This window comes from Micromonospora musae (assembly GCF_003626635.1).
Classification (GTDB): Bacteria; Actinomycetota; Actinomycetes; order Mycobacteriales; family Micromonosporaceae; genus Micromonospora; species Micromonospora musae.
Genome location: NZ_RAZT01000024.1, coordinates 23652 through 46094, shown reverse-complemented (window position 1 = coordinate 46094; position 22443 = coordinate 23652). Strand labels below are relative to the sequence as shown.

24 protein-coding genes and 2 pseudogenes are annotated in these 22443 nt (G+C 71.7%); 13 read left to right on the top strand and 13 right to left on the bottom strand.

What is annotated here, in order from left to right; genetic code table 11:
• Nucleotides 1-124: 124 nt before the first annotated feature.
• Nucleotides 125-1516 (bottom strand): outer membrane protein assembly factor BamB family protein, encoded by a 1392-nt coding sequence (locus D7044_RS31335; protein WP_120691053.1) that lies wholly within the window; start codon nucleotides 1514-1516, stop codon nucleotides 125-127.
• A complete protein-coding gene (locus D7044_RS31330; protein ID WP_147434748.1) occupies nucleotides 1513-2367 on the bottom strand; it encodes a hypothetical protein in 855 nt (284 codons plus the stop codon). Before D7044_RS31330 ends, D7044_RS31335 begins: the two co-directional genes overlap by 4 nt.
• 194 nt (nucleotides 2368-2561) lie before the next feature.
• Between D7044_RS31330 and D7044_RS31325 the strand changes: the two are divergent.
• The 3 genes and pseudogenes from D7044_RS31325 to D7044_RS31315 all read left to right on the top strand — a co-directional run.
• Nucleotides 2562-3518 (top strand): annotated as a pseudogene (locus D7044_RS31325) (LLM class F420-dependent oxidoreductase); the annotation flags it as partial.
• 96 nt (nucleotides 3519-3614) lie between these two features.
• Complete coding sequence (locus tag D7044_RS31320) at nucleotides 3615-4406, top strand: SDR family oxidoreductase (protein ID WP_120691050.1); 792 nt, start codon at nucleotides 3615-3617, stop codon at nucleotides 4404-4406.
• 137 nt (nucleotides 4407-4543) lie between these two features.
• Nucleotides 4544-5296, top strand: coding sequence for an SDR family NAD(P)-dependent oxidoreductase (locus D7044_RS31315; protein WP_120691049.1), 753 nt, complete (start codon nucleotides 4544-4546; stop codon nucleotides 5294-5296).
• A gap of 44 nt (nucleotides 5297-5340) precedes the next feature.
• On the opposite strand, the gene D7044_RS31310 is transcribed toward D7044_RS31315, so the two are convergent.
• Entirely contained in the window at nucleotides 5341-6147 is an 807-nt protein-coding gene (locus tag D7044_RS31310) for a LysR family transcriptional regulator (RefSeq protein ID WP_120691048.1), read from the bottom strand.
• A 225-nt stretch (nucleotides 6148-6372) separates the two neighbouring features.
• On the opposite strand from D7044_RS31310, the gene D7044_RS31305 reads away from it, so the two are divergent.
• Complete coding sequence (locus tag D7044_RS31305; RefSeq protein ID WP_120691047.1) at nucleotides 6373-6735, top strand: YciI family protein; 363 nt, start codon at nucleotides 6373-6375, stop codon at nucleotides 6733-6735.
• Nucleotides 6736-6794: 59 nt separating this feature from the next.
• Nucleotides 6795-6995 (top strand): annotated as a pseudogene (locus tag D7044_RS31300) (dehydrogenase); the annotation flags it as partial.
• 108 nt (nucleotides 6996-7103) lie between these two features.
• On the opposite strand, the gene D7044_RS31295 reads toward D7044_RS31300, so the two are convergent.
• The 3 genes from D7044_RS31295 to D7044_RS32205 form a co-directional block, all read right to left on the bottom strand.
• Nucleotides 7104-8468 (bottom strand): acyltransferase family protein, encoded by a 1365-nt coding sequence (locus D7044_RS31295; RefSeq protein WP_120691046.1) that lies wholly within the window; start codon nucleotides 8466-8468, stop codon nucleotides 7104-7106.
• Between the two features lie 200 nt (nucleotides 8469-8668).
• The gene (locus D7044_RS31290) at nucleotides 8669-8947 is read right to left on the bottom strand and encodes a hypothetical protein (protein ID WP_120691045.1); all 279 of its coding nucleotides are present in this window, start codon (nucleotides 8945-8947) and stop codon (nucleotides 8669-8671) included.
• A 45-nt stretch (nucleotides 8948-8992) separates the two neighbouring features.
• Complete coding sequence (locus tag D7044_RS32205; protein WP_147434747.1) at nucleotides 8993-9241, bottom strand: hypothetical protein; 249 nt, start codon at nucleotides 9239-9241, stop codon at nucleotides 8993-8995.
• 447 nt (nucleotides 9242-9688) lie between these two features.
• On the opposite strand from D7044_RS32205, the gene D7044_RS31285 reads away from it, so the two are divergent.
• From D7044_RS31285 to D7044_RS31275, 3 genes are all read left to right on the top strand, one after another.
• Nucleotides 9689-10051, top strand: a complete 363-nt coding sequence (locus tag D7044_RS31285; protein WP_120691044.1) for a YciI family protein — start codon at nucleotides 9689-9691, stop codon at nucleotides 10049-10051.
• Between the two features lie 82 nt (nucleotides 10052-10133).
• On the top strand, nucleotides 10134-11318 hold the full coding sequence (locus D7044_RS31280) for an RNA polymerase sigma factor (RefSeq protein WP_199716846.1): 1185 nt from the start codon (nucleotides 10134-10136) through the stop codon (nucleotides 11316-11318).
• A gap of 262 nt (nucleotides 11319-11580) precedes the next feature.
• Nucleotides 11581-12333, top strand: coding sequence for a GNAT family N-acetyltransferase (locus D7044_RS31275; protein ID WP_120691042.1), 753 nt, complete (start codon nucleotides 11581-11583; stop codon nucleotides 12331-12333).
• Between the two features lie 155 nt (nucleotides 12334-12488).
• Here the strand turns inward: D7044_RS31275 and D7044_RS31270 are convergent, their stop codons facing one another.
• Together D7044_RS31270 and D7044_RS31265 are read right to left on the bottom strand one after the other, a co-directional pair.
• Nucleotides 12489-13484 (bottom strand): DUF1152 domain-containing protein, encoded by a 996-nt coding sequence (locus D7044_RS31270; RefSeq protein WP_120691041.1) that lies wholly within the window; start codon nucleotides 13482-13484, stop codon nucleotides 12489-12491.
• Between the two features lie 89 nt (nucleotides 13485-13573).
• On the bottom strand, nucleotides 13574-14542 hold the full coding sequence (locus D7044_RS31265; protein WP_120691040.1) for an SLAC1 family transporter: 969 nt from the start codon (nucleotides 14540-14542) through the stop codon (nucleotides 13574-13576).
• 224 nt (nucleotides 14543-14766) lie between these two features.
• On the opposite strand from D7044_RS31265, the gene D7044_RS31260 reads away from it, so the two are divergent.
• The 4 genes from D7044_RS31260 (at nucleotide 14767) to D7044_RS31245 (ending at nucleotide 17188) form a co-directional block, all read left to right on the top strand.
• On the top strand, nucleotides 14767-15153 hold the full coding sequence (locus tag D7044_RS31260; protein WP_120691039.1) for a nuclear transport factor 2 family protein: 387 nt from the start codon (nucleotides 14767-14769) through the stop codon (nucleotides 15151-15153).
• 131 nt (nucleotides 15154-15284) lie between these two features.
• Complete coding sequence (locus D7044_RS32770; RefSeq protein WP_199716844.1) at nucleotides 15285-15623, top strand: hypothetical protein; 339 nt, start codon at nucleotides 15285-15287, stop codon at nucleotides 15621-15623.
• Nucleotides 15595-15777, top strand: coding sequence for a Tn3 family transposase (locus tag D7044_RS31250; protein WP_120691038.1), 183 nt, complete (start codon nucleotides 15595-15597; stop codon nucleotides 15775-15777). The genes D7044_RS32770 and D7044_RS31250 overlap by 29 nt, the downstream gene beginning before the upstream one ends.
• Nucleotides 15778-16054: 277 nt before the next feature.
• On the top strand, nucleotides 16055-17188 hold the full coding sequence (locus D7044_RS31245; protein ID WP_120691037.1) for a methyltransferase: 1134 nt from the start codon (nucleotides 16055-16057) through the stop codon (nucleotides 17186-17188).
• A gap of 3 nt (nucleotides 17189-17191) precedes the next feature.
• Here D7044_RS31245 and D7044_RS32765 read toward each other — a convergent pair whose 3' ends face one another.
• Entirely contained in the window at nucleotides 17192-17482 is a 291-nt protein-coding gene (locus D7044_RS32765; RefSeq protein ID WP_199716843.1) for a hypothetical protein, read from the bottom strand.
• A 530-nt stretch (nucleotides 17483-18012) separates the two neighbouring features.
• Here D7044_RS32765 and D7044_RS31235 point away from each other — a divergent pair.
• Nucleotides 18013-18657, top strand: a complete 645-nt coding sequence (locus D7044_RS31235) for a hypothetical protein (RefSeq protein ID WP_120691036.1) — start codon at nucleotides 18013-18015, stop codon at nucleotides 18655-18657.
• A 137-nt stretch (nucleotides 18658-18794) separates the two neighbouring features.
• On the opposite strand, the gene D7044_RS31230 is transcribed toward D7044_RS31235, so the two are convergent.
• The 4 genes from D7044_RS31230 to D7044_RS31215 all read right to left on the bottom strand — a co-directional run bounded on the left by D7044_RS31230 (nucleotide 18795) and on the right by D7044_RS31215 (nucleotide 22442).
• On the bottom strand, nucleotides 18795-19658 hold the full coding sequence (locus D7044_RS31230) for a MarR family winged helix-turn-helix transcriptional regulator (protein WP_120691035.1): 864 nt from the start codon (nucleotides 19656-19658) through the stop codon (nucleotides 18795-18797).
• A gap of 103 nt (nucleotides 19659-19761) precedes the next feature.
• Nucleotides 19762-20349, bottom strand: a complete 588-nt coding sequence (locus D7044_RS33605; RefSeq protein WP_411711014.1) for a hypothetical protein — start codon at nucleotides 20347-20349, stop codon at nucleotides 19762-19764.
• Nucleotides 20350-20485: 136 nt separating this feature from the next.
• Entirely contained in the window at nucleotides 20486-21448 is a 963-nt protein-coding gene (locus D7044_RS31220) for a DMT family transporter (RefSeq protein WP_120674052.1), read from the bottom strand.
• 10 nt (nucleotides 21449-21458) lie between these two features.
• A complete protein-coding gene (locus tag D7044_RS31215; RefSeq protein ID WP_120691034.1) occupies nucleotides 21459-22442 on the bottom strand; it encodes an N-acetylglucosamine kinase in 984 nt (327 codons plus the stop codon).
• Nucleotide 22443: the final 1 nt, after the last annotated feature.

Genomic DNA, 22443 nt, shown 5'->3' with positions numbered 1-22443 from the left:
CCGGACCATCAACGCCCGTGGATGATCAGTGCGGCGGGGTGGCCGGCTCCGGTGGGTGTCCGCGCGCTCGGCGGGCGTTCGCCACCGCGACCGCCGTCAGCCGGGCCGTGCTCGCGCGACCCATTCAGGTCAGGCTGTCCAGTGGCAGGGAGAGCGTGGCGGTCTCGGAGAGGAGGTAGAGGCTCGGGTCGACCAGGTGTAGGCGCATGGCGACCGGTTGCGGCTCGATCGTGGGCAGCCGCTCGCCGTCCGGGGCGCGGAACCGCCAGAGGCCGCCCTCCTTCGTCCGAGAGTCGCTGCGGGGGACGAGGATCGTGTTTCGGGCGATGACCGGTGTCGCGGGCCCGAACTGGTCGGGGTGGCGGGCGTGCCACCGTAGCGCTCCGGTGGCCCGGTCCAGGACGAAGAGACCCGTCGCGCCGGAGACGCACACCACATCGTCGGCGACGACGAAGGTGGTGGAGTTCAGGCCGAGCAACTCGGCGGTCTCACCCTGCGTGCGGTGGGCCCACCGGGTGCGTCCGGAGGAGAGTTCGAACGCCTTGATCTCGGTGGGCGCGTCGAAGGGCTGCTGGTGGCTGACGTAGAGGGTGTCCTCGTCGGCGTGGTGCTGGTCGAGCCGGGCCGTGAGGAAGGACCAGCGCAACTCGCCGCTGCCGGGGTCGAACGCCACGATCTCGTTACGAAACGGATCGCCCGTTCCGGTCGGGCGGCTCCGTGACCGGTGCCGGCACGTGACGGCGAGGCCCTGTCCGGTGGTGATCAACCAGGCGAGCCGCATGGGTGTGCGCGGCCCGTCGGTGGTCTCGCCGGGGGCGCGTGGCAGCCAGCGGGCGGCGCCGACGTCGACGTGCCAGCGCTCGGCGCCGGTCTCCGGATCATGGCAGGTCAGTACGCCGGTCAGGTCGCGGTCCACGGCCTCGACGAGGATGCGGTCGTCGTCGGCGGTCGGCCACATGAGGCCCAGGGAGCTGTCGGGGATGTCGACCGCCCACCGGGTCCGTCCGGTGGCCGCGTCGACGAGGTAGAGGGTCTCGTTCACTCCGGCGGCGACGATGCCGCCCCGGGTGAGGCCGGTGGAGAGGTTCACGTTGCGCGGCATCGTCTGCCGCCACACCTCCCGCCCCTGCGGGTCCACGGCGACCAGCAGACCGTGCTGGGTGTTGTCGTCGTACCCGCCCGCGATCAGCAGTCCGTCAGTCTGAAGCAGCGAGCCGTTGGAGGTGACGCCGGTCGTGACGCGCCAGCGGATCGACCCGGTGGCGCGGTCGAGGGCGGTCAGCGTGCCGGAGCCGTCGAGCAGGAACAGGGTTGTGGCATCGTGCCGGGGCTCGATGCCGTCCGTGCCGACGGCGGCCTGCCACCGGTCGCTCGATGGGGAGTCGACGGGGGCCGGGTCGGTGAACACGCCGTCGGGGGCTGCGCCGGGCGCGTCGGTACGCGAGCGCCAGGCCCATGCCGCTGCTCCGGCCGCGCCGCCTGCGGCGGCGGCGAGCAGCAGGGTCCGCCGTCTCATCGCACCGCGAGCGTGCGGTAGGCGCCGAGCAGCGCGGTGAACCCGGGATGCGTCACCGCGTCGGGTCCGGCGGCCTCGGCGAGCCGGCGCAGTCGCTGCTCGGCGTCGGCGGCGCAGGCACGGATCTCCTCCTCGCCGCCCTGGTTCCTCGGCTTCGGCCAGACGTAGTCGGTGTAGGCGTCCTCGTCGGTCGTGGCGAGCTCGGTGGCCACCCCGTCGGCCCAGTGCACCTCCCGGCCGCCCTTGGACACCCCGTGGACCGAGAAGCGCCACACGGTCAGGACGTCGGCGGTCAGCTCCGGGCCCATCGACACGGAGAGGGCGTCGACGTCGCGCGGTGCCACCGCGAAGTTCTGCGGATTGGTCTGGCTCCACGGGCCGGGCAGCTTCGCCGGGAAGCGGAACGAGTAGTTGACGCTGGCGGCGATGCCGCCGCCACTGGGCCGGCCGCAGACTGGTGCCTGTAGCGCCTCGTGCACGACCAGCTTCACGCCGGTGAGCACCGCGGTCTCCTCCGTCGGGTTGCGCAGCGTGACCAGCAGGCGCAGGGCCGGCACGCTCGCGGTGCCGGCATCCGCCGACGCCTCCGGGTACGGCGACACTCTCGGTTGCGCGCCCGGCGGAACCTCCTCCAGCACCCTGACCGCTGTCGATTCCCCGGTGAACTCGGCCTCGACCAGTTCGAGGCGTTCATCGGGCGGGGCCGCCGCCTCCGGGGAGTCCGCGGTGGTCAGCTGCAGCACGCTGAAGACGATGGTGGCGACGAGGCCGACGACGGCGGTCACACCGGCGACAGCCTCCCAGGAGACCTTCCGGCGTTCGGCCGGGCGACGCGGCTGAGGGGGCGGCACGAGAGCACCTCGGCTTCCGGCAGCGGCTGTACGGACACCCTACGGACGGCGAACCCGCCGCCGGCAGCTCTGTCGCGAGCACGACATGAGCGGATGGATCCCTACCGCCGGCCGGTGCCCGATCCCGCCGAACGCGGATCTTGCTCCGGTACCCGGTTACCGGGCAGTATCGACCGATGACGAAGCGATGGGGCATGACGGTGCCGCTGACCGCAGTTCCGCTCGCCGAACACGCCGCGGTCTACGCCGCCCTCGACCGGGCCGGGTTCACCGACGTCTGGTCCTCCGAGGTGGCGGGGACCGACGCGTTCACCCCGCTGACGCTCGCCGCGGTCTGGCAGCCGCGCCTGCGGCTGGGTACCGCCGTGGTGCCCGCCTTCACCCGGGGGCCCGGGCTGCTCGCGATGAGCGCCGCCGCGCTGGCCGAGATCGCGCCCGACCGTTTCACCCTCGGCGTCGGGTCCTCGTCACCCGTCGTCGTGCAGGACTGGAACGCGGTGCCGTTCACCGAGCCGTACCGGCGGACCCGGGACGTGCTGCGCTTCCTGCGCGCCGCGCTGGCCGGCGAGACCGTGGACGGCGACTTCGACACCTTCACCGTGCGCCGGTTCGCGCTGGAGCGTCCGCCCGCCGTACCGCCGCGGTTGGTCCTCGCCGCGCTGCGCCCCGGCATGCTCCGGCTGGCCGGTGCGGAGGCCGACGGGGTCATCCTCAACTGGTTGGCCGCCGACGACGTGCCCCGCGTGCTGGCCGAGCTGGGCGCGCCGGGGCCGGGCTTCGAGGTCACCGCCCGGATCTTCGTCTGCCCCACCGAGGACGCGGCGCACGCCCGGAAGCTGGGCCGCCGGCTGATCACCAGCTACCTCACTGTCCCCGCGTACGCGGCGTTCCACCGCTGGCTCGGCCGGGAGGACGTACTCGGGCCGATGTGGAAGGCGTGGGCGGACGGCGACCGGCGCGCGGCCCTCTCCGCCGTGCCGGACGACCTGGTCGACGCGCTCGTGCTGCACGGCTCGCCCGAGCAGCTGCGGCCGCAGGTGCAGCGCTACGTCGACGCGGGCGTCGAGGTGCCCGTACTCGCGGTGCTGCCGACCCCCGAACTGGCCTCCGGCGGACCGGCGGCGCTGGCCGACCTCATCGCCCGGCTCGGCCCGGCGGCGGTGCTCTCCTCGGCCTCCGGCGCGACGGCGGTGTCGGCATCGACGTTCGGCTCGGGCCCACTGTCCGGCCCGGGAGAGGAGAGCTAGGTGAACCTGACCGACCGGGTCGTGGTGATCACCGGTGGGGCGGGCGGCATCGGCGCCGCGCTGGCCCGCCGGTTCAGCGCCGAGGGGGCCGCCGCCGTGGTCGTGGCCGATGTGGACGCCGAGGCCGCCCGCGCGGTCGCCGACGGCATCGGCCCGCTCGCGCACCCCGCAGCCGTCGACGTCACCGACGAGGCGCAGGTCCGCGCCCTCGTCGCCGACACCGAGCAGCGGTACGGCCGCATCGACCTGTTCTGCGCGAACGCGGGCGTCACCACCGGCGGTGGGGTCGAGGTGGACGACGCGGGCTGGGACCGCGCCTGGCGGGTGAACGTGCTCGCGCACGTCTACTCGGCCCGGGCGGTGCTGCCGGGGATGCTCGCCCGCGGCGGCGGTCACCTGCTGCACACCTGCTCGGCGGCGGGCGTGCTCACGGCGGTCGGGGACGCGCCGTACACGGCGACGAAGCACGCCGCGCTCGGCTTCGCCGAGTGGCTCTCGGTCACCTACCGGGACCGGGGGATCCGGGTGAGCGCGCTCTGCCCGCAGGGCGTGGACACCCCGATGCTCGCCGACGGGCTGGCCGCCGGTCACCTCGGCGCGCGGGTCGTCGCCGCCTCCGGCGCGGTGCTCACCCCCGACCAGGTCGCCGACGTCGCCGTGGCGGGGCTGGCCGAGGAGCGTTTCCTGATCCTTCCGCACCCGGAGGTCGCCGGGTACGCCCGCCGCCGCGCCGAGGACCCGGACGGTTGGCAGGCCGGCCTGCGCAAGCTCGTCCGTCGCCTCACCACCTGAGAGCCACCTCGACCGATACCCGTCGGGTATCAGTGCTTGCCAAATCGATCATTGTTCACGCAGCTCCCGCGAGGTGCACTGGCGAAGCAGGCGGTCAACAGGCCGCCGCTCACAGCAGCTATCACGGGAGATCGAACATGGGTCAGCTCGACGGCAGGGTCGCGGTGGTGACGGGGGCCAGCGAGGGCATCGGCTTCGCCAGCGCGCTTCGCTTCGCCGAGGAGGGCGCGTACGTCTACGTCACCGGACGGCGCAAGCCGGAACTCGACGCCGCGGTGACGCGCATCGGTGCGGCGCGCGCCAGCGGAGTGCAGGGTGATGTGACGGATCTGGCCGACCTCGACCGGCTCTTCGCCACCATCGGCGCCGACGGGCGCCGGATCGACGTCCTCTACGCCAACGCCGGCGGGACACCGATGTCTCCGCTGGCCCAGGTGACCGAGGAGGACTACGAGAACGCCACCCGGCTCAATCTGCGCAGCGCGCTCTTCACCGTGCAGAAGGCCCTGCCGCTGCTCAACGACAACGCCTCGGTCATCCTCTGCTCGTCCACCACCGCCGGCCGTGGGGCGGCCGGCGTCGGGCTCTACGCCGCGGCCAAGGCCGGGGTCCGGTCGTTGACTCGCACCTGGGCCAACGAGCTGAAGGAGCGGGGTATCCGGGTCAACGCGCTCGCGCCGCACACCACGGAGACGCCGATGCTGCGCGGGAACGCGCCCGCCGGTACCAGCCCGGACGAGTTCCTCGCGATGCTGGCCGCGGGGGTGCCGCTGGGGCGTGTCGCCGACCCGGCGGAGCAGGCCGCTGCGGCGCTCTTCCTCGCCTCCGACCAGAGCAGCTACATCACCGGCATCGAACTGCTCGTCGACGGCGGCGTCAACCAGATCTGACCGCGGGTGCCGGGCCGGCGCCGGCGCGCCGGCCCGGTCAGCCGTCAGCCCTGCGAGGCGACCGCGACCGCGGTACGAACGAGCTGGTCACGCGGAGCCGACCTGGTGGCGCGCGGCCAGGCCAGCACGATCTGGTTGCTCGGCACGCCGAGCACCGGAACGGCGACGACGGAGGAACCGAGCCGGCCAGTCGCGCTCGCCCCGAGTACGACCACGAACTCGCCGAGCGCGATCCGGTCGAGGAGTTCGTCGAGGCCCACCGGCGGCGGCTGCGCCCGGAAGAGCTCATCGCCCTCCAGCTCTTCGACGGTCAGGCCGTCGCGCGCGGCGAGCGGGTGCCCCGCCGGAAGGAGCGCGACCGGAGTCTCGTCGAGGAGGTCGACCGCGTCCAGCCCGTCGAACTCGTCGGTGCTGCACATGAACGCCGCGTCGGCCGTTCCGGAGCGCAGGGCGGCGCCCATGTCGGTGGTGAAGAGAACCTCCACCGGTACCGGATCCGGGCCGCGCCGGTAGGCGTCCAGCGTCTCGGCGAGCAGGCCCACGCCGGTGCCGGCCGGGGCGGCGAGCACCAACCGCCGCGGCCGGGCGGCCTGCTGGGTACGCCGTACCCCGCTGTCGAGCGCGGTGAGGATCTTGCCGCTCTCCCGGAGGAACACCTCACCGGCCGGGGTGAGGTCGACCCGTCGGCTGGTGCGATCGAAGAGGCGGACGCCCAGCCGGCGCTCCAGCCTGCTGATCGCCCGGGACAGCGGCGGCTGGGCCATGCCCAGCTCTTCGGCGGCGCGGCCGAAGTGCCGGTGCTCGGCCACCGCGACGAAGTAGACGAGGTCCCGAACCTCCGGTCGATCCATACCCCCAGGGTACCGATCGTGACCGTGGCGATACCGTGCCCGCGGCCGCGACCTGCCCGTTTCGGGCCGGGTCACGCCGTGCCGCAGATCAGATCTGCGCGATTTTCCGGGATGCTGTCCTATCGAGGCATCGCCGTTCGTGGAACCGGTGTGCGGCAGCTAGCTGGGTTACCCGAGACGAGGCGTCGGGGCATGCCCTCGGGTGGGACCTGGGAGGAGGCGAGCATGACGGAGTACCTGATCACCTTCAACGACGAGTGGGTGGCCGAGCACACGGCGGAGGAGTTGCGTCAGAAGAGCACGGCCGGCTGGGCCGTGATGAAGGAGATGCAGGCCGACGGGATCCTGCTCTTCAGCAACGGCGGGCTCGACCGCTCCACCGCGATCTGCAGCGTCGAGGCGGTCGACGGCGAGCCCGTCTTCAGCGACGGCCCGTACGTCGAGACCAAGGAGCACCTCGGCGGCTTCGCCGTCGTGGACGTGCCCGACGACGAAACGGCCCGCTACTGGGCGGGCAGGCTCGCGACCGCGCTCGACTGGCCGCAGGAGGTGCACCGGTTCCGCGGTCCCGGCGCACGCCCGGCGTGACGGCACCGGGGAGTCGAGCGCGGTGACCGGTTCCACCGCCGAGCAGGCGATCACCCGTCCTCGCCGCGCGGGTCGTCGCCGCCTCCGACGCGGTGCTCACCCCCGACCAGGTCGCCGACGCCGCCGTGGCCGGGCTGGCCGAGGAGCGGTTCCTGATCCTTCCGCACCCGGAGGTCGCCGGGTACGCCCGCCGCCGCGTCGAGGACCCGGACGGTTGGCAGGCGGGCCTGCGCAAGCTCGTCCGCCGCCTCACGCCCTGACCTGCCCGCGCGGTCCGACTCCGCGACACGTCGCTCTCGTGCCGGATACGGTGCGCGGCTTCCCATGGGCGCAGGTCATAGTGGTCCGGCATGGATCCGGTCCGGGTCTCAGTCGCGCGGTCGGCCCGCCGACGGTATTGAGCGCTGGATCCGCAGCACTGCCGCGCCGGCCAGGTAGGCGATCAGCGCGGCCAGCGGCAGGCCGATCAGGTAGCTGCCGGTGCGCGGGGCGGTGCTGTTGGTGAAGAGGCCGACCACGGCGGCGGCGAAGCCGACGACGGTGAGCAGTAACCGGGGGAGCGGGCGCCTCAACAGGTCGGCGACGCCGGCGGGCAGCCACGCCGGTCGGATCCGCGGCCGCCGCTCGCGGCGCAGCTCGATCCGCCCGAAGATGGCGACCAGCGCGGCTAAGACCACGGCCAGCATGATCAGCCAGGGGATCCGGAAGAGCCACCAGGCGACGCTGCCCACCGCGGGGGAGGGGAGTGCGTTCACGGCATCGAGCAGCCCGGCGAGCAGGATCACCGCGGTCAGGTGCCAGAGGAAGAGGGTCAGCACGACGGCATTGAGCCCGACCACCACCGTCCACGGGCGCAGCCGGCGCAGCCAGCGCTCCGCCCGGTCGCGCAGCAGCATGATCAGCCCGAGCTGGGCGGTGGCCAGCGAGAGCAGGGCCAAGCTCGGCGGCGACATGTTCTGCAGCCGCTCGCCGGGCACATTGATCATGCTGGTCGGGTACGGGCCGACCACCGTCAGCAGGATCAGCGCGAGCAACCCGGCCACCAGCAGCGGTACCCCCAGCCGCGGCCGGATCGGCAGGTCGCCGGTGCGCCAGGCGAACCCGACCTGATGCATCGCCAGCCAACCGAAGAGGAAGTTGCCGTACCCGAGTTCCTTCTCGCCGAGGACTCGCGCGATGTCACCGAAGAGGAGGAGCACCAGCAACGCGGCCGGTACGGTCAGCCCGAAGCGTTCGTGCAGCGGGTACATCACCGGGGTGAGCAGCACCACGAACAGATAGGCGGAGAGGAACCAGAGCGGGATAGTGGCGTACCAGGTCACCATCCGGACCTGGGACGGCTCGGCGCCGACCAGCCGGGCCACCAGGCCGGCCACGGCGAGGGTCACCAGCAGCACGGTGGTCGGCCGCATCAGCCGGCCGCTGCGATCCTGGAGCCAGGCCACCGCGTCGTCGCCGCGTCGTCGGTGACTGGTCAGCGACGCGGCGTTGGCGTACCCGCCGACCAGGAAGAAGACCGGCATCACCTGGAACAGCCAGGTGCCGGGTCGAGCGTCCACCAGGTCCTCGAGTGCGGAGTGCCCGACCAGCCGGTTGGCCGCGTCGTGACCGATCGAGGTGATCAGCCAGTGGCCGGTCACCACCGCGATGATCGCGAACGCACGGAGCAGGTCGACATAGCGTTCCCGCTCGGCCGGGGTGTTCTGGGCGAGCTGGCTCAACCGGCCCCGCATGTGGCCAGGCTAGTGCCGCGTCAGGCAACGTTTGCCCTGTTGTGATGGGATGCGCCCCGTCCGATGCCGTGCCGGGCGGCACGGGGCCGTCACCGTGTACCGGCGGCAGAGCGTGTGCGAGCTCATGAGGTGAAGGTGCGAAGTTCGGTCGACGGGGCCCGACTCTCCGTCGTGTCCACCGCAGTCGGCCGGCCTGCCGCTCACTCTCGCAGGTAACTGATGAAGTGCTTCAGGCAGTAGATCGCGAGCACAAACGTCCCAATCCCCCCGCCGATGGGGAACAGCGAGTTGATGATGAGGTCATTTCGCTGCTCGTCGGCGCTCACCGGGGCGTCGGAAAGAGGCGAGCAGCACACAAGGTTTCTCTGCGGCTCGAAGTTGATGATCTCCTGAACCGGAAACCAGACGAGCGCGAGGCCTCCGGCTGTAAGCAGACCCAAGAACCCCACGCAGAAGACCGTGGCCAGCGCCTTGCGCACTCCCTTACCTGGTCGGGACACATCGGCCTCCTGCTGATAATCCTGCTAGGTCTGGTGCTCCACACGTTCCGCAGGCGCTACCGGCAGGCACAGCCCGAAGAACAGCAGCGGGAGGATTGCCGCCACCAGCACCATCTGGCCGGTGGTCCACGCGGGCTTGACCACCACGCCACTCGGCGTGGGCGAGATCGTGGCCGCGGTTCGCCAGTCTCGCTGAACGTAGACGCGCGACGGGCCGCTGCGCGGCGTCAGGCGGAATCCCGCAGACGATACAGCGGCCATCGCGTCGTGCACCGGGACCTGTCACGCGCGGGGGCGGGCCTTGCCGGTGCGAGAGAACGGGCTGTCCGGCGGCGGCGGTGTGGCGGACGTGTCGGTGGCGGACATGGGGGACTCCAGGGCGGGCGGTCGCAGCCAAGGCGGTCTATCGCAGCGTAGGGCGGAGCTGCAGACCAGGCAACGGACTTGCGGGTACGGCCGTTGCGTCGCGCACGTCCCGCGGTGGCAATACTCAGCTAAGGGGTTCGGGTCAACGCGTTCGCGCGGCACGTGACGGAGACGTCGCTGAGGCAGGGGAGCGCTCCGGCCGGACCAGCCCGGACGCTTCAGACCTGCTCGACTTTGCGGAATGGTGTCCTATCGAGGCGTGGCCGTTCGTAGAACCGGTGTACGGCAGCCGGCTGGGCCGCCGGACACGAGGATTCGGGGCAGGCCCTCGCCCGGGGCCGAGGGGAGACGAGCATGACGGAGTACCTGATCACCTTCAACGACGAGTGGGTGGCCGAGCACACGGCGGAGGAGTTGGACCAGAAGCGCACGGCCAGCTGGGCCGTGATGAAGGAGATGCAGGCCGACGGGATCCTGCTCTTTAGCAACGGCGGGCTCGACCGCTCCACCGCGATCTGCAGCGTCGAGGCGGTCGACGGCGAGCCCGTCTTCAGCGACGGCCCGTACGTCGAGACCAAGGAGCACCTCGGCGGCTTCGCCGTCGTGGACGTGCCCGACGACGAAGCGGCCCGCTACTGGGCGGGCAGGCTCGCGACCGCGCTCGACTGGCCGCAGGAGGTGCACCGGTTCCGCGGTCCCGGCGCACGCCCCGCGTGACGGCCCCGGGGAGTCGAGCGCGGTGACCGGTTCCACCGTCGAGCAGGCGATCACCCGTCTCCACCAGGAGGAGTGGGCGCGGATGGTCGCCGGCCTCGCGCGCCGCTTCGGCGACCTCGACGTCGCCGAGGAAGCGACCGCCGATGCGTTCGTCGCGGCCGCGGAGCGGTGGCCGCGCGAGGGCGTACCACCGAATCCCGGCGGTTGGCTCGCCACCACCGCGACCCGTAAGGCGATCGACCGGCTCCGCCGCGAGTCGCAGCGCGACGCCAAACACCGGGAGGCCCGGATCGTGTACGACGACACCCCGCCCGAGCCGACCGGCCCGGTCGGGGACGACCGGCTCAGACTCATCTTCACCTGCTGCCATCCGGCGCTCGCGATGCAGGCGCGGGTGGCGCTGACCCTCCGCCTGCTCGGCGGCCTCACCGTCGCCGAGATCGCCCGCGCCTTTCTCGTGCAGGAGGCCACGATGGCGCGCCGGATCACCCGCGCCAAGGCGAAGATCAGCGCGGCGCGCATCCCGTACCGGGTGCCCTCGGCCGACGACCTCCGCGAGCGACTCGCCGGCGTGCTCGCGGTCGTCTACCTCGTCTTCAACGAGGGCTATCTCGCCGGTGCGGGGGACGAGCCGGTACGCGTCGACCTCACCGACGAGGCGATCCGCCTCGGCCGCCTGCTCCGGACCCTCCTGCCGGAGCACGGCGAGGTGGCCGGCCTGCTCGCCCTGATGCTCCTCATCGACGCCCGGCGGGCGGCGCGAGTCTCCCGCACCGGAGAGCTGGTGACGCTCGACGAGCAGGACCGCGGCGCCTGGGACCGTACGCTTCTCGCGGAGGGCAACGCCCTGCTCCGCGAGCAGATCGAGGCGGTGGCGGCCGGCGGTGACCCACCCGGGCGCTACCAGTTGCTGGCCGCGATCAACGCGGTCCACACCGGCGTCCCCTCCGCCCGGGACACCGACTGGTCCACCATCGCCGCCCTCTACGGCCGCCTGATGCGGCTCGACCCCTCACCGATCGTGCGGCTCAACCGGGCGGTGGCGGTCGCCGAGGTCGACGGGCCCGCGGTCGGGCTCGCCGAGATCGACCGGCTCGCGGGGGTCCTCGACGGCTACCACGCCTTCCACGCCGCGCGCGCCGACCTGCTGCGACGGCTCGGGCGCGGCGGGGAGTCGCGGGCCGCGTACGACCGGGCCATCGGCCTCGCCGGCAACTCCGCGGAGCGCACCTACCTCACCCGCCGCCGCGACCAGCTCGTCGGTTGAGCGCTGCGTGCGCCTTATCCGGCGCGACGGTCGGTCGAGGGTTGACAGGCTCGCGTCGGCTGCGGCAATCTGGCAGCCGCTTACGCGACCGGCGTAGGCACTCTGCATGAGGGAATGACGCCTGTGATCCAGGTAGGCCGAGCGGCCGCCTGAGTGTCGAGCACGTGACGACTGATCGTCGCGCGGCTCCAGCTCGGTTCAGCGGTCCCACGTTTCTTCCGCCGACCGCAGCTTCTCTCCTGCATCGAGGTTCACGTTGAGCATGGATCTTCGTATCCAGCAGTCCGTCGTCGCCAACCTCTCCCACCGGCCCGCGCCCGTCGAGGTAGGGCCGTTCGTGATCGGGATGGATCCGACGACGACCAGTCCCCACATCAACTACGCGACGCCGCGCCCCGGAACCACCATCACCGCGGCCGACGTCACCGCCCTGGTCGCCGCCTTCCGCGCGGCTGATCGCCGACCCCGCCTGGAGTACGTCACCAGTTGCGCCCCGGAGCTGGAGGCGCTTCTGGTCGCCGCCGGCTTCAGCGTGGAGGCCCGGCACACCTACCTGATCTGTGTGCCCGGCGCACTGCGTACACCTGCCACGCTCGACCGGCTCTCGCTGTGCGAGCCGGCCACCGACGGTCAGCGCGCCGCGTTGATCAGCGCGCAGAACGAAGCCTTCGGCGGCGAGCCGGCGGCCTCCGAGGCCGACGTGGCGCGGCTGCGGCGGATGCAGGGCGACGGCGGGGTGGCGGTCATGGCCGTCACCGACGACGGCACCTGCGTGGGTGGGGGAGGGGCGTCCCCGCCCGTCGGTGCGGTGAGCGAGGTGGCGGGCATCGCCGTTCGCCTGCCCTACCGCCGCCGTGGACTGGCGGGCGCGATCACCGCCGCAACCACCCAGCGACTCTTCGCCGCGGGTGTGGAGCTCGCCTGGCTGGAGTCCTCCGGTGCGGAGTCGGGACGGGTGTACGAGCGTGTCGGCTACCGACCCGCTGGTCAACGGCTCTACATCGCCGTGGAGTGAGGACCGCGGCCCGGGCCGAGGTCCACCGACCGAGGCCCGGGCCGCCCTTCGCGGCTGTCCCACGGGTCGTGAATGGACGCGCGGGACAGCCGCCCGGTTGCCGGCTCATCCGGCTCGCGGTGATCCCCGAGCGGGCGTGGCACACCCCGGGGTATTCAGTGTGGATACGCGCGGGGGATGCGGGCGTGCAGGAGTTCGTCGCGGAACGCCTGGATGCGCGTGATGACCTGTCGCCTGCCGACGGTGTTCTCGATGCGGTCGAGGTACAGGCACCGCGCGGCGAGTTTGTCGAGGTCGACGGTGAAGTAGATCGCCATCAGCGGGTTGACGAAGAGGTCGCCGCCGGTGGTGCGCCGGCTGAACCGGACGTCTCCGAACGCGCCACCGGTGGCGGCGGCGATCTGCCCCTGGACGATGCTCGGCCGGTCCGGGGTGGCGGCCTGGGCGTCCGCGACGGCATCGCGGTACAGTGCCGCCTCCCGGCTGGAGCCGGGGATGGAGAGTGCGCCGAGGTAGCCGCCGTCGCGCTCCAGTGCGGCGAGGTTCTCCAGCACCTCGACGTGGTTGACGCCGTCGTAGGCGTCGATGCCGAAACCGAGACTGGTCACCAGCTTGACCGGCACATCCAGCTCGGCCACGGCGGCCAGGCTGGTGATGTCCTCCACCGGGGTGCCGAGATCGCTCTCGTCGCCGCGCAGCAGGATGTCGGTGCCGCCGTCGACCAGCACCACCGCGTCGAGGTCGAGGCGTTCGACCAGGTGCCGGTACGCCGCCCGGAGCGTCTGGACGCCGAGCGGCGGAATGGCGTACACGGTCGACGGCAGCTCCTGCGCCGCCAGCCATCGGGCGAGGGTCCGTTCGGGGAAGTACCAGTCCGGGCTGGTGGTGTCGGGCCGCACCGCGGCTACGTGCTCCGCCACCCATGATTCCCGGTCGATCAGTTCGAGCTGGGAGAAGGAGAGGCTGGCCAGGTGCACCTGGGCGCCGCGGTTGCGGAGGGCGAACGCCAGGGGCAGGCCGGCGTAGATGTCGAATCCCCCGCCCGCTCCGGCGATGAGGATGTTCCGCGCCGGAGCCAGCGCGGCGAAGAGCGGCGGAACGGCCAACGAGAGCGCGCCGGAATCGGTCGGCGGCGCAGCGGGGTTCGTCACCGCTCAATGATCATTCACGTCCGCTTGCCGGATCATGGCGGCCAGGGCCGGGCCGCGAGCCGCTGTGCCGGCGCGGAGGCGCTCGCCGATCAGCCGGGCGTCGCCGGTGGGGTGGGCGGCGGCAGGAACCGCCCGCGCGCAACGGCCACGACCGACCGTACGGCGATACCGCCGATCAGGATCGTGATCGCGGCCAGCAGGAGGTACGCGTAGACGCGATGACCGGGCGGTTTGCCGTCGCTGATCCAGTGCAGGGCGACCGTCGCCACCGCGGCCCAGGAGAAGGTGAACGACCAGAAGCTCGGGGCGAAGTGCAGCCGCAGGTAGAGCGGGAGCAGGCGGATCTGTGCGAGGACCAGGAGCAGCCCGTACCCGGAGATCAGCATCACCCAGACGTCGATCTCGCCGCCGTTTCGGGCGAAGAGCGCGATTCCGGCCACGGCGGCGGGGGCGATCTCGATCGCGAGGGTCGGTATGAGCGGCGCCGGGAGCCGCGGCCGGGTGAAGAGGCGGTTCATGATCAGCGAGCCGAGCACGAGCCAGCAGATGAGCGCGAGCCCGAACATGACGTCCGCCAGGGTGTGCTGACCGACGATGTGCGCGGCGGTCGAGGCGATGAAGCCGCCGGCCACGGTGGGCAGAAAGTAGCCGGGGTGGATCTGATCTATGTCGAGCCGGCCGTACATCCACTGCCCGGTTATCCAGCCGCCGTATAGGACGGTGAGGACCAGGAAGATGTCGACGAGGATCCGTCCGACGCCTCGGTTGTGCGGAGCGACGCCCTGCGCGGCGAGCAGCAGCGGGGTGATGACGGCGAGCGAGACGAACGCGCCGGTGACCGGGTCCACCATGTCGTCGACGAAGGTCCTCGGCCGGGGCAGTGCGTAGGCCGCGTACGCCACCACCACGACGATCCAGGTCAGCGCGGCGAGCGCCAGCAGGGCGTTGCCGATCTCCGCCGGCACGTGGCCGTCGCGTCCGGCCACGACCCAGGCGTTGCCCAGGCCGGCGAGGCCGAAGGGGATGCCGAAGAAGTTCGGCGGAATCCGGACGGCCATCTGACACCTTCCCTGGCGGGCGGTCCCGATCGGGCGTTTCCGGTCTCCATCCTGCCCACAGCCCGGTCCGCCGCGCGGTCGATTCGGCCAATCGCAGGGGCGGCGCGGGCCGGCCGGGTCTGTGGGTGCCCGCCGCCCGGATGATCATCGGATTTCGGTGTCCCGCGCGCCTCGGGTGGCGGATTCCCGCCGGCTGTCGTCGGTGAATGGCAACGTGGTTGCCCATGGACAGGGAACACGTTGCCGGCTGGCTCACCGCCTACGAGCGGGCGTGGCGTACGCCGGGCACGAACGCGCTGGTCACGCTCTTCACCGAGGACGCGAGCTACCAGCAGGGGCCGTACTGGACGCCCGTCGTCGGGCTGCCGGCCATCGGCCGAATGTGGGAGAAACAGCGCAAGGGCCCCGACGAGGTGTTCCGGATGACCAGTGAGATCGTCGCGGTCGACGGCGACACCGCGGTGGCACGGCTGGAGGTCCGCTACGGCGACCCGGTCGACCAGGAGTACCGCGATCTGTGGATCATGCGTTTCGCCCAGGACGGACGTTGCCGCCTCTTCGAGGAGTGGCCGTTCTGGCCGGGGCAGCAGCCGGAGAACCCGCCGCAGTGAACTCCGGCCCGAGGAGCCGATCACGGCAGGAGACAGGGTTGAGGAACATCGCAACGAAACCGGCGCTAGCCGTTGGAGGGTTTGAGAGCGCTTTGACCTGGGGCTCGGCGGGGGCGGAGCCTTCGGCAGTCGTGTTGATCACTGACTGCCTGGAGGTCCGGGGTGTCGAGCAGTTGGGCGTCGCGGACGCGTCGGCGTTGAAGGCGTACGGCGAGCGGGACCGGTTGCGGCGCGGCCCGGTGCGGGTCTCCGGGCCGCAGATGAAGTGGGCGCTTGAGCGGGCGGCGGAGATCGACGCGTTCGGTATGGGTGAGCTGGACGTGTCCGGGATAACGCCGCGGCGGCTGGCGGAGCTGTCGCGGTACGGCGTGGACGGCAAGGCGTCCCTGCTGCGGCGCCACGGCGACTCCCGTCGCCTGGCCACCCTGCTGGCGACCGCGGTTGCCGCCGATCGACTCGGACGCGGATGAGGCGGACGGGTTCGACGTCCGCGACGAGGACGTCGCCCGCCTCGCCCCGTTCGTACGGCACCACATCAACATGCACGGGCGGTACTCGTTCCAGCTGCCGGACATGCCCGGCCGGCTGCGCCCGCTGCGCGACAAGGACGCCACCGACGAGTGATGCGCCGCGTTGGGCGGGGATAGCTCTCCCTGCCCAGCCCATGGGCTGGTTTGCCTGCGGAGAGGTCGCTGTGCGAGCCTCTTACCTCATCTCTCTGAAAGGGCTGGTCGTGACGCTCGGCATGGTTCTCGGCGACTACTCCTCTCGCGCTTCGACGCGGGAGCGGTAGCCCTACCTGCCCTGACACACGCGCCCGTGCTGCAGCACGGGCCGTTTGCACTGCTCCTCGTCGAAGTGCTCTTCGTGCCCCTGCACGTTCGATCACGAGGAGTACGCGGTGTCCACGATCCACTGGACCGAGACGAACACCCCCCGTTCCGCCCGCTGGCATTCCGAGAGCGCGACACCGCCTCCCAGCCGGATCATCGGAGCGGACGACCGTATGAGAGCCGACGCTGCTTACCGTCTGGCCTGTGACGGCACCGCCTTGCTGTGGCAGGGCGACTTCCACAACGCACGTCAACTACTGCAAGCGATGGGCCGCCGCATCGACCGGAAACCTTCCTGGCAAGGCGGCAGCCCAGCAGAGTCCTTCCACCTGCACCGCAGGGCGCGCGGCCGCCGGGCCCGCGTGCTCGGCAGGCTCATCGTCCGGCTGGAAGACAACTACTGCCTGAACCTGCGCAGAGCCCCCGATGTGCGCCAGGCATGCACCGAGGCGTACGGTCCACCGTCCGAGCCGATGGCCGTCTCGCTCACAGAACTACTGGGCGTGATCGGAGCGCACCAGTGGCGCACAAAGGGCGTGGAGGTACCCGCCCTCGACGCTCGCATTCACCCTCACTACGGCGTGTTCTCCCCAGTCAGGGGCGAATACGTCGACCTCGTCGCACATGCACCGCTCCCCGCACTGGCGGCCCACCGCGCAGGTCGCCGTACCGCATTCGACCTCGGGACGGGGACGGGAGTCCTCGCCGCCGTCCTGGCCCGCCGGGGAATCGATCACGTTGTGGCCACTGACATCAGCCCGCGTGCCCTGTCCTGCGCCCGCGAGAACGTCCGCCGACTGCACCTCACCGGGCACGTCGACATCGTGGGCCCCAGCCTGTTTCCCGAAGGGCGCGCGGACCTCATCGTCTGCAACCCACCCTGGATTCCAGCCCGGCCCACCTCCGCGCTGGAGCAAGGTGTCTACGACCTGGGCAGCAGCATGCTCCGCAGCTTCCTGGACGGACTCACCGCGCATCTCGAACCGGGAGGTGAAGGGTGGCTCATCCTGTCGGATTTGGCCGAGCGCCTCGGACTCAGGACGCGCAGCGAACTTCTGGCCGACATCAAGGCGGCGGGCCTGCATGTGGTGGACAGGACTGATACTCGGCCGCGGCATTCACGAGCGAGGGACACCACTGATCCCCTCCACGCCGCCCGAGCCACGGAAGTCACTTCGCTTTGGCGCCTCGCCAGCACTTGACGATCAGCGCCGGCTGTTGCCGGGGGCGAGCAGGCTGGTGACCTCGGCGATCGCCCCCGGCGAGGGGTGGAAGTACTTCCGCACGTTCTCCGGCTTCTTGCGCCGCGACTTCGCCATCAGCATGAGCAGGCTCGCCTCGACCTCGCCGAGGTGGGTCAGGCTCGAATGCCGCCACTCGTGCAGGTCCCACCCGGTGCCGGGCGTGCCGCCGACTGAGGTGTGCTCGTCCAGCAGAGCGCGGGCCTGCCCGTACGACAGCCGGGCGAACCCGGTGTCCGGGCAAACGTCGCGCAAGCTGACGACCTTGCCCGGACCCGGGCGGCGGTGAGTGACAAACATCGGTCCCCGCGTACGGCCCTTGAGCAGCCGGGGGCAGAAGGCGGGCGGTGCCGGCGTCCCAGGGCTCCAACACGAAGTCCTCGCGGACCTGACCGCGGCGGCGGGTGCGTGGGCGGGCGCCCTTGGCCTTGACCGGGCAGCGGCGGCCGGCGAGGTCCAGGTCCTCGATGTTGACGTTGAGGATCTCCTCCGCCCGCGCGCAGGTCTCATACAGCATGCGCCACAGCGTCTTCTCCCGCAGATGCACCTCGCGCCGCGCGATCAGCCTGTCGATCGCCATCTTCGAGCGGGCCGGGGTCTCCGAGTCCGGCGGAGTCATCCGCTTCGCCCAGGCCGGGACCGACGGGCCTTCGTACCCGCGCTCGCCGCACCAGCCGAGTATTCCTCAACCCCCGAGACCGCCCCGGACTGTGATGGTCCATACGTTGGACTGTCAAGAAATTTGACTAATATGGCTGACGTCGAATCGCAGAGCAGGAGACGTCATGACCGAGACCCAGTTCGCCGAGTCCACCGAAACCACCGTCGCTGCGGCCGTCGCCGAGTTCGAAGCCGCCTGGAACGATCCGCGTACCACCTCCATCGAGCTGCCGCCGGTCGACGTCAACCGGACCCTCGCCGAGCGGTACGAGGCCGATCCGCCGACCCGGATGACCGGCGCCCAGGTGTGGGACATGGAGGTCAGGAAGGCGTGGGATCCGCTGACCTACATCCCGTACGTGGTCAGCGAGGGTGAGTCGTGGGCGACCACCGACCTCCCGGACGGCCGCCGGCACCTGCGCTCCTCGATCCAGCGGGCCTGGCTGAGCGAGGAGCGCGGCCGAGTCCTCGAGGACGTCTTCACCGACCTCGCCGCCCGGCGGGTGATCTTCCTCGGCCGGCCGCGGTTGGCCGGCCCGCAGGGTGAGACCCTGCTCGCCGACCCGTACCAGCCGCTGTTCCAGGTCGAGCACGCTGTCGGCGGCACCGAGGACGAGCCGGTCAACCTGTGGCGGATCGTCGTGCTGACCGAGTCGGTCGACCCGCGCTACGCGGCTGAGTTCGCGAAGGCCGGCGCGGCGGGCGGGCTGCCCGGCTTCCTCGAGATCTACCTCGCCCGCGACCTCGGCGTCACGCTGCGCCGGCGCTGACGCGGCGACCCGGCCGGCCGACGTCCGCACCGTCGTCGGCCGGTCGACGTGCGCCCCGTCGTCGGCCGGCCGGCGGAGATGGGAGCGCTGGTCGCCGCCGCTGCCGCGTCGAGGCGTTCGAGGTCGCGCGGTGCCCGTCAGAGGCGCTTCTCGAAGCAGAGCTGGTTGTACGGCGAGGCGCTGTAGACGTCGATTTCGCGGTAGCCGCTGCTGCGGTAGAGCGCGATGGCCTCGCCGAGCGAGCTGTGGGTTCCGAGTCGAACCCTGCTCACGCCCCGCGCGGCGGCGTCGGTCTCCAGTCGGCCCAGGAGGCGTCGGCCGAGGCCGAGGCCACGAGCCGCCGTGTCGGTCCACAGGTGACGGATCTCCGCAATACCGGGGGAGAGCCGGACCCACACCCCGCAGCCAGCGGGCCGGTCGCGCTCGCAGGCGAGCAGGAGCGCCCCGTCCAGCTCCTCGGGCCGGGTCAACGTCGCGTCGTCGTACCCCTCCGGGAAGCGTTCGGCCAGCTCGGTCGCGTACCGGCGCAGGCACCGCCACGCCCGCGGGTCATCTGCCGCGACCGGGGTGATGGTGACGGTCGCGAGCCGTAACAGCCGCCGGACCTGCTGTTGGGCGGCGACCAGCTCGTCCTGCTCGGCCGGACCGAGCCGGCCGAGCAGGGCGACGACCCCGGCCCGGGATCTCTGGTCGAGGAGGCCGCGTTCGGCGCGGCCGGCGTCGGTGAGCTCGGCGATTCTGGCTCGACCGTCGGCGGGGTGCGGGACGACGCGGACCAAGCCCTGGTCTTCGAGGGCTCGTAGCAGTCGGCTCAGATACCCGGAGTCCAGACCGAGGCGGTCGCGCAGCTCACGAACGGGGGTGCGGTCGCCGATCTCCCAGAGCAGCCGGGCCGGCCCGAGCGGGCGATCGAGGTCGAGGTAGTGATCGGTGAGCAGGCCCAGACGTTCGGTGTAGAAGCGGTTGAAGTCGCGTACCTGCTCGACGAGGTCACTATCCATCCCGCCGAGATTAGCTGACCGAGGTCAGACAAACCGTCGGCGAACCGGCCCGGATGGTCCGTGACCGCCGGCCGAGGCCGGTAGGTGGGCTCGTGCGTCCGCCTCAGGCGTGCCGGGTCGGGTCGCCGACCCCGGACGGAGGCGTCCGAGCCGGCGGTGCCGGAGAGCGATCCCGGCCGATACCGGTGATGCCGGTCGCCTGTTCATGGGCCCGGTTCAGGATCGTCTCCGCCTCGTGCCGGGCGGCGGTCACGATCCGCTCGGCTTCGCGCCGCGCCTCGGCGCGGTGATCGTCGGCCTGCTCCTCGGCGAGTTCGAGGATCTGCTCCACCCGGGTACCGAGGCCGCTCAGGGTGGGGCGTTGCCCGTCCCGCCGACGTCGCTCCGCGGCGCCCCCTCGTCCCGTGGTCGTCCGGTCTCCGGCCTCCCCGGCGTCCTCGTCGCGGGGGACCGGACCGTCGGGCACGAGGTCGGATTCCGTCGTACCGATGAGGGAGAGCGTGACCCCGAGCGCGGCGACCGCGATGCCCGACCAGAGGGCGGCCGGTCCGAGGGACGGACCGAACGCGGCGCCGACACCGAGCCCGAAGAGGACTGCGGCGGTCTTGGCAGGCTTCTGCATGGATGCTCCTCGGACGTGCGGGAAGGTTTCGTGTTCCAGCATGGCGAGCGAGTCAACGGGCTCGATCACCGACGGAACCTCCGCTGCCCCGGGACTGGTGCCCGGCCCACGCGCTACCGGTACGCCCTCGCCGTGCGCCACGAACGACGCGGCCGCCGGTCCGGACTCGGGTCCGGGCCGGCGGCCGCCAAGGTTCGATCGGTGGTTACCGTACGGCGACGTCCGGTGCGCCGTGGTCGGGCGTGCGCGGGCCGGCGATGTTCGCCGCCGCCGCCTCGCCGCGCTTCTCGTCGGCGTAGACCATCAGGGTGGACCCGACGATGGCGAGCACGATGCCGATCGTGGCGTAGACCGACGGCACCTTCTGATAGACGGCCAGCGAGAGGATCACGGTCAGCACGGGCGCCAGGGCGTTGGTCGTGGGGGCCACGATCGAGGCCTTGCCCCGGCTGAACGCCATCACCAGGAAGAGCGCGCCGACGGCGTTGAGCAGCTGGGTGACCGCCGCGAGGGTCGGCGCCTGCCAGGGCGCATCCAAGGCCAGGCCGCCGGCCATCCAGATGGCGACCGGGACCAGCAGCAGACCGCTGATCGTCATCCAGGTGAAGGTGGTGGCGTCGTTGACGCCGACGGTGGCCGCCTTCCGCATGAAGTAGGCCTGCACACCCCAGGCGACGCAGATCAGAATGGCGAGGAGCAGCCACAGTCCACCGGTGGCGGAGCCGTCGCCGTCGCTGACGCTGAACAGCACGACCGCGACCAGCGCGGCGACCACACCGAGCACGGCCAGTCGCGGGATGCGTTCACGCAGCAGCGCCGTGGCCATCAGCACGGTGATCGCGGGGGAGAGCGCGATCAGCGGGAAGATCAGGTAGGCCGGGCCGATGGTGAGCGCCTTGAACAGCAGCAGCTGGCCACCGGCGCCGGTAAGGCCGACGAGCAGGCCGTACACGGCCGCGATCGGGCGGCGGTCCAGCCGGTTGCCGCGCAGCGCGGCGACGGCCGGGATGATCATGGTGAGGGACCAGACGACGTAGACCATGCCGTCGGGGTAGCCGTAGTCGCTGGTCGGGACGGCGGAGAAGGCTCCCCAGACGCCCCAGAAGAGCACGAGCAGCCCGGCGTACGGGATCCAACTGCGGCTGATGCGGGAGATGGATGTTGTCATCTGCGCCTCCTCAGGGGGCGGTGGCGGTGGGGGTGGAGGTGGTCCGGAGATGCTCGAGCGCGTCGGTGTTCAATGGGCTGCCGGCCTGCTTCGCCGCGTAGAGCGCCGCGCCGACGACCGGTGAGTAGACGGGCTGACGAAGGTCGTACCCGCCGTGCAGCGTGTGCAGGTGCGCGCGGAATGCCTCGCGTACCTGTGGCGCGTTGAAGGTGCCGCCGGAGTAGGAGACCAGCACCTGCTCTTCGACGGGGTAGCCGAGCCGGCTGCGGGTGGTCTCCACCAGCAGGGCGAGTTCCCGGCCGGCCTCGGCGAGGATCGCGGCGGCCGCCTCGTCGCCCTGGTCGGCGGCGCGGGTGACCAAGGGGCTCAGCGCCGCGATCTCCCCGCGGTCGCCGTGCCACCGGTTCAGCACGACGTCGATCAGGTCCAGGTCCGCGGCGAGCCCCAGGTGGTCGCGGAGAACGTCCAAAAGCGGGCCGGCGGGCTGCCGACCGTCGCTCATCCGGGAGAACGCCTGCAGGCCACGGATGGCGATCCAGTACGCGGAGCCCTCGTCGCCGAAGAGTTCGCTCCACCCGCCGACGCGCAGGCCGTGACCGGCGCGTTCGCCGTACGTCATCGATCCGGTTCCGCTGATCACGTTGATGCCGTCCGCGGCGCCCAGCGAGCCGGACCAGCCACAGAGCATGTCGTTGTCCACCCGGTACCGGTCGTGGCCGAGCACCTCCCGGGGCGCCGCGTCGAGGGCCGCGACGTCCTCGCTCACCTCGCCGTAGGTGGGCAGCCCGAAGAAGGCGAAGTCGATCTCGGCCGGGGTGATGTCGGCCTCCGCGCAGACGGCGTCGACGCCCTCCTTGAGGACCCGGGCCACCAGGTCGATGCCTTCGCTGAAGTAGTAGCTGCTCGCGGTGGTGGCCTGGGCCACCACCGTGCCGTCAGCCCGCAGTAGGCAGAAGGCGGTCTTGGTGCCGCCGCCGTCGACGCCGAGGAACATT

Coding starts and splice junctions, on each gene's coding strand:
- D7044_RS31335 (WP_120691053.1), bottom strand. CDS start 1,516: ATGAGACGGCGGACCCTGCTGCTCGCCGCCGCCGCAGGCGGCGCGGCC.
- D7044_RS31315 (WP_120691049.1), top strand. CDS start 4,544: ATGGGTCAGCTCGACGGCAGGGTCGCGGTGGTGACGGGGGCCAGCGAG.
- D7044_RS31310 (WP_120691048.1), bottom strand. CDS start 6,147: ATGGATCGACCGGAGGTTCGGGACCTCGTCTACTTCGTCGCGGTGGCC.
- D7044_RS31305 (WP_120691047.1), top strand. CDS start 6,373: ATGACGGAGTACCTGATCACCTTCAACGACGAGTGGGTGGCCGAGCAC.
- D7044_RS31295 (WP_120691046.1), bottom strand. CDS start 8,468: ATGCGGGGCCGGTTGAGCCAGCTCGCCCAGAACACCCCGGCCGAGCGG.
- D7044_RS31285 (WP_120691044.1), top strand. CDS start 9,689: ATGACGGAGTACCTGATCACCTTCAACGACGAGTGGGTGGCCGAGCAC.
- D7044_RS31280 (WP_199716846.1), top strand. CDS start 10,134: ATGGTCGCCGGCCTCGCGCGCCGCTTCGGCGACCTCGACGTCGCCGAG.
- D7044_RS31275 (WP_120691042.1), top strand. CDS start 11,581: ATGGATCTTCGTATCCAGCAGTCCGTCGTCGCCAACCTCTCCCACCGG.
- D7044_RS31265 (WP_120691040.1), bottom strand. CDS start 14,542: ATGGCCGTCCGGATTCCGCCGAACTTCTTCGGCATCCCCTTCGGCCTC.
- D7044_RS31260 (WP_120691039.1), top strand. CDS start 14,767: ATGGACAGGGAACACGTTGCCGGCTGGCTCACCGCCTACGAGCGGGCG.
- D7044_RS31235 (WP_120691036.1), top strand. CDS start 18,013: ATGACCGAGACCCAGTTCGCCGAGTCCACCGAAACCACCGTCGCTGCG.
- D7044_RS31230 (WP_120691035.1), bottom strand. CDS start 19,658: ATGGATAGTGACCTCGTCGAGCAGGTACGCGACTTCAACCGCTTCTAC.
- D7044_RS31220 (WP_120674052.1), bottom strand. CDS start 21,448: ATGACAACATCCATCTCCCGCATCAGCCGCAGTTGGATCCCGTACGCC.
- D7044_RS31215 (WP_120691034.1), bottom strand. CDS start 22,442: ATGTTCCTCGGCGTCGACGGCGGCGGCACCAAGACCGCCTTCTGCCTA.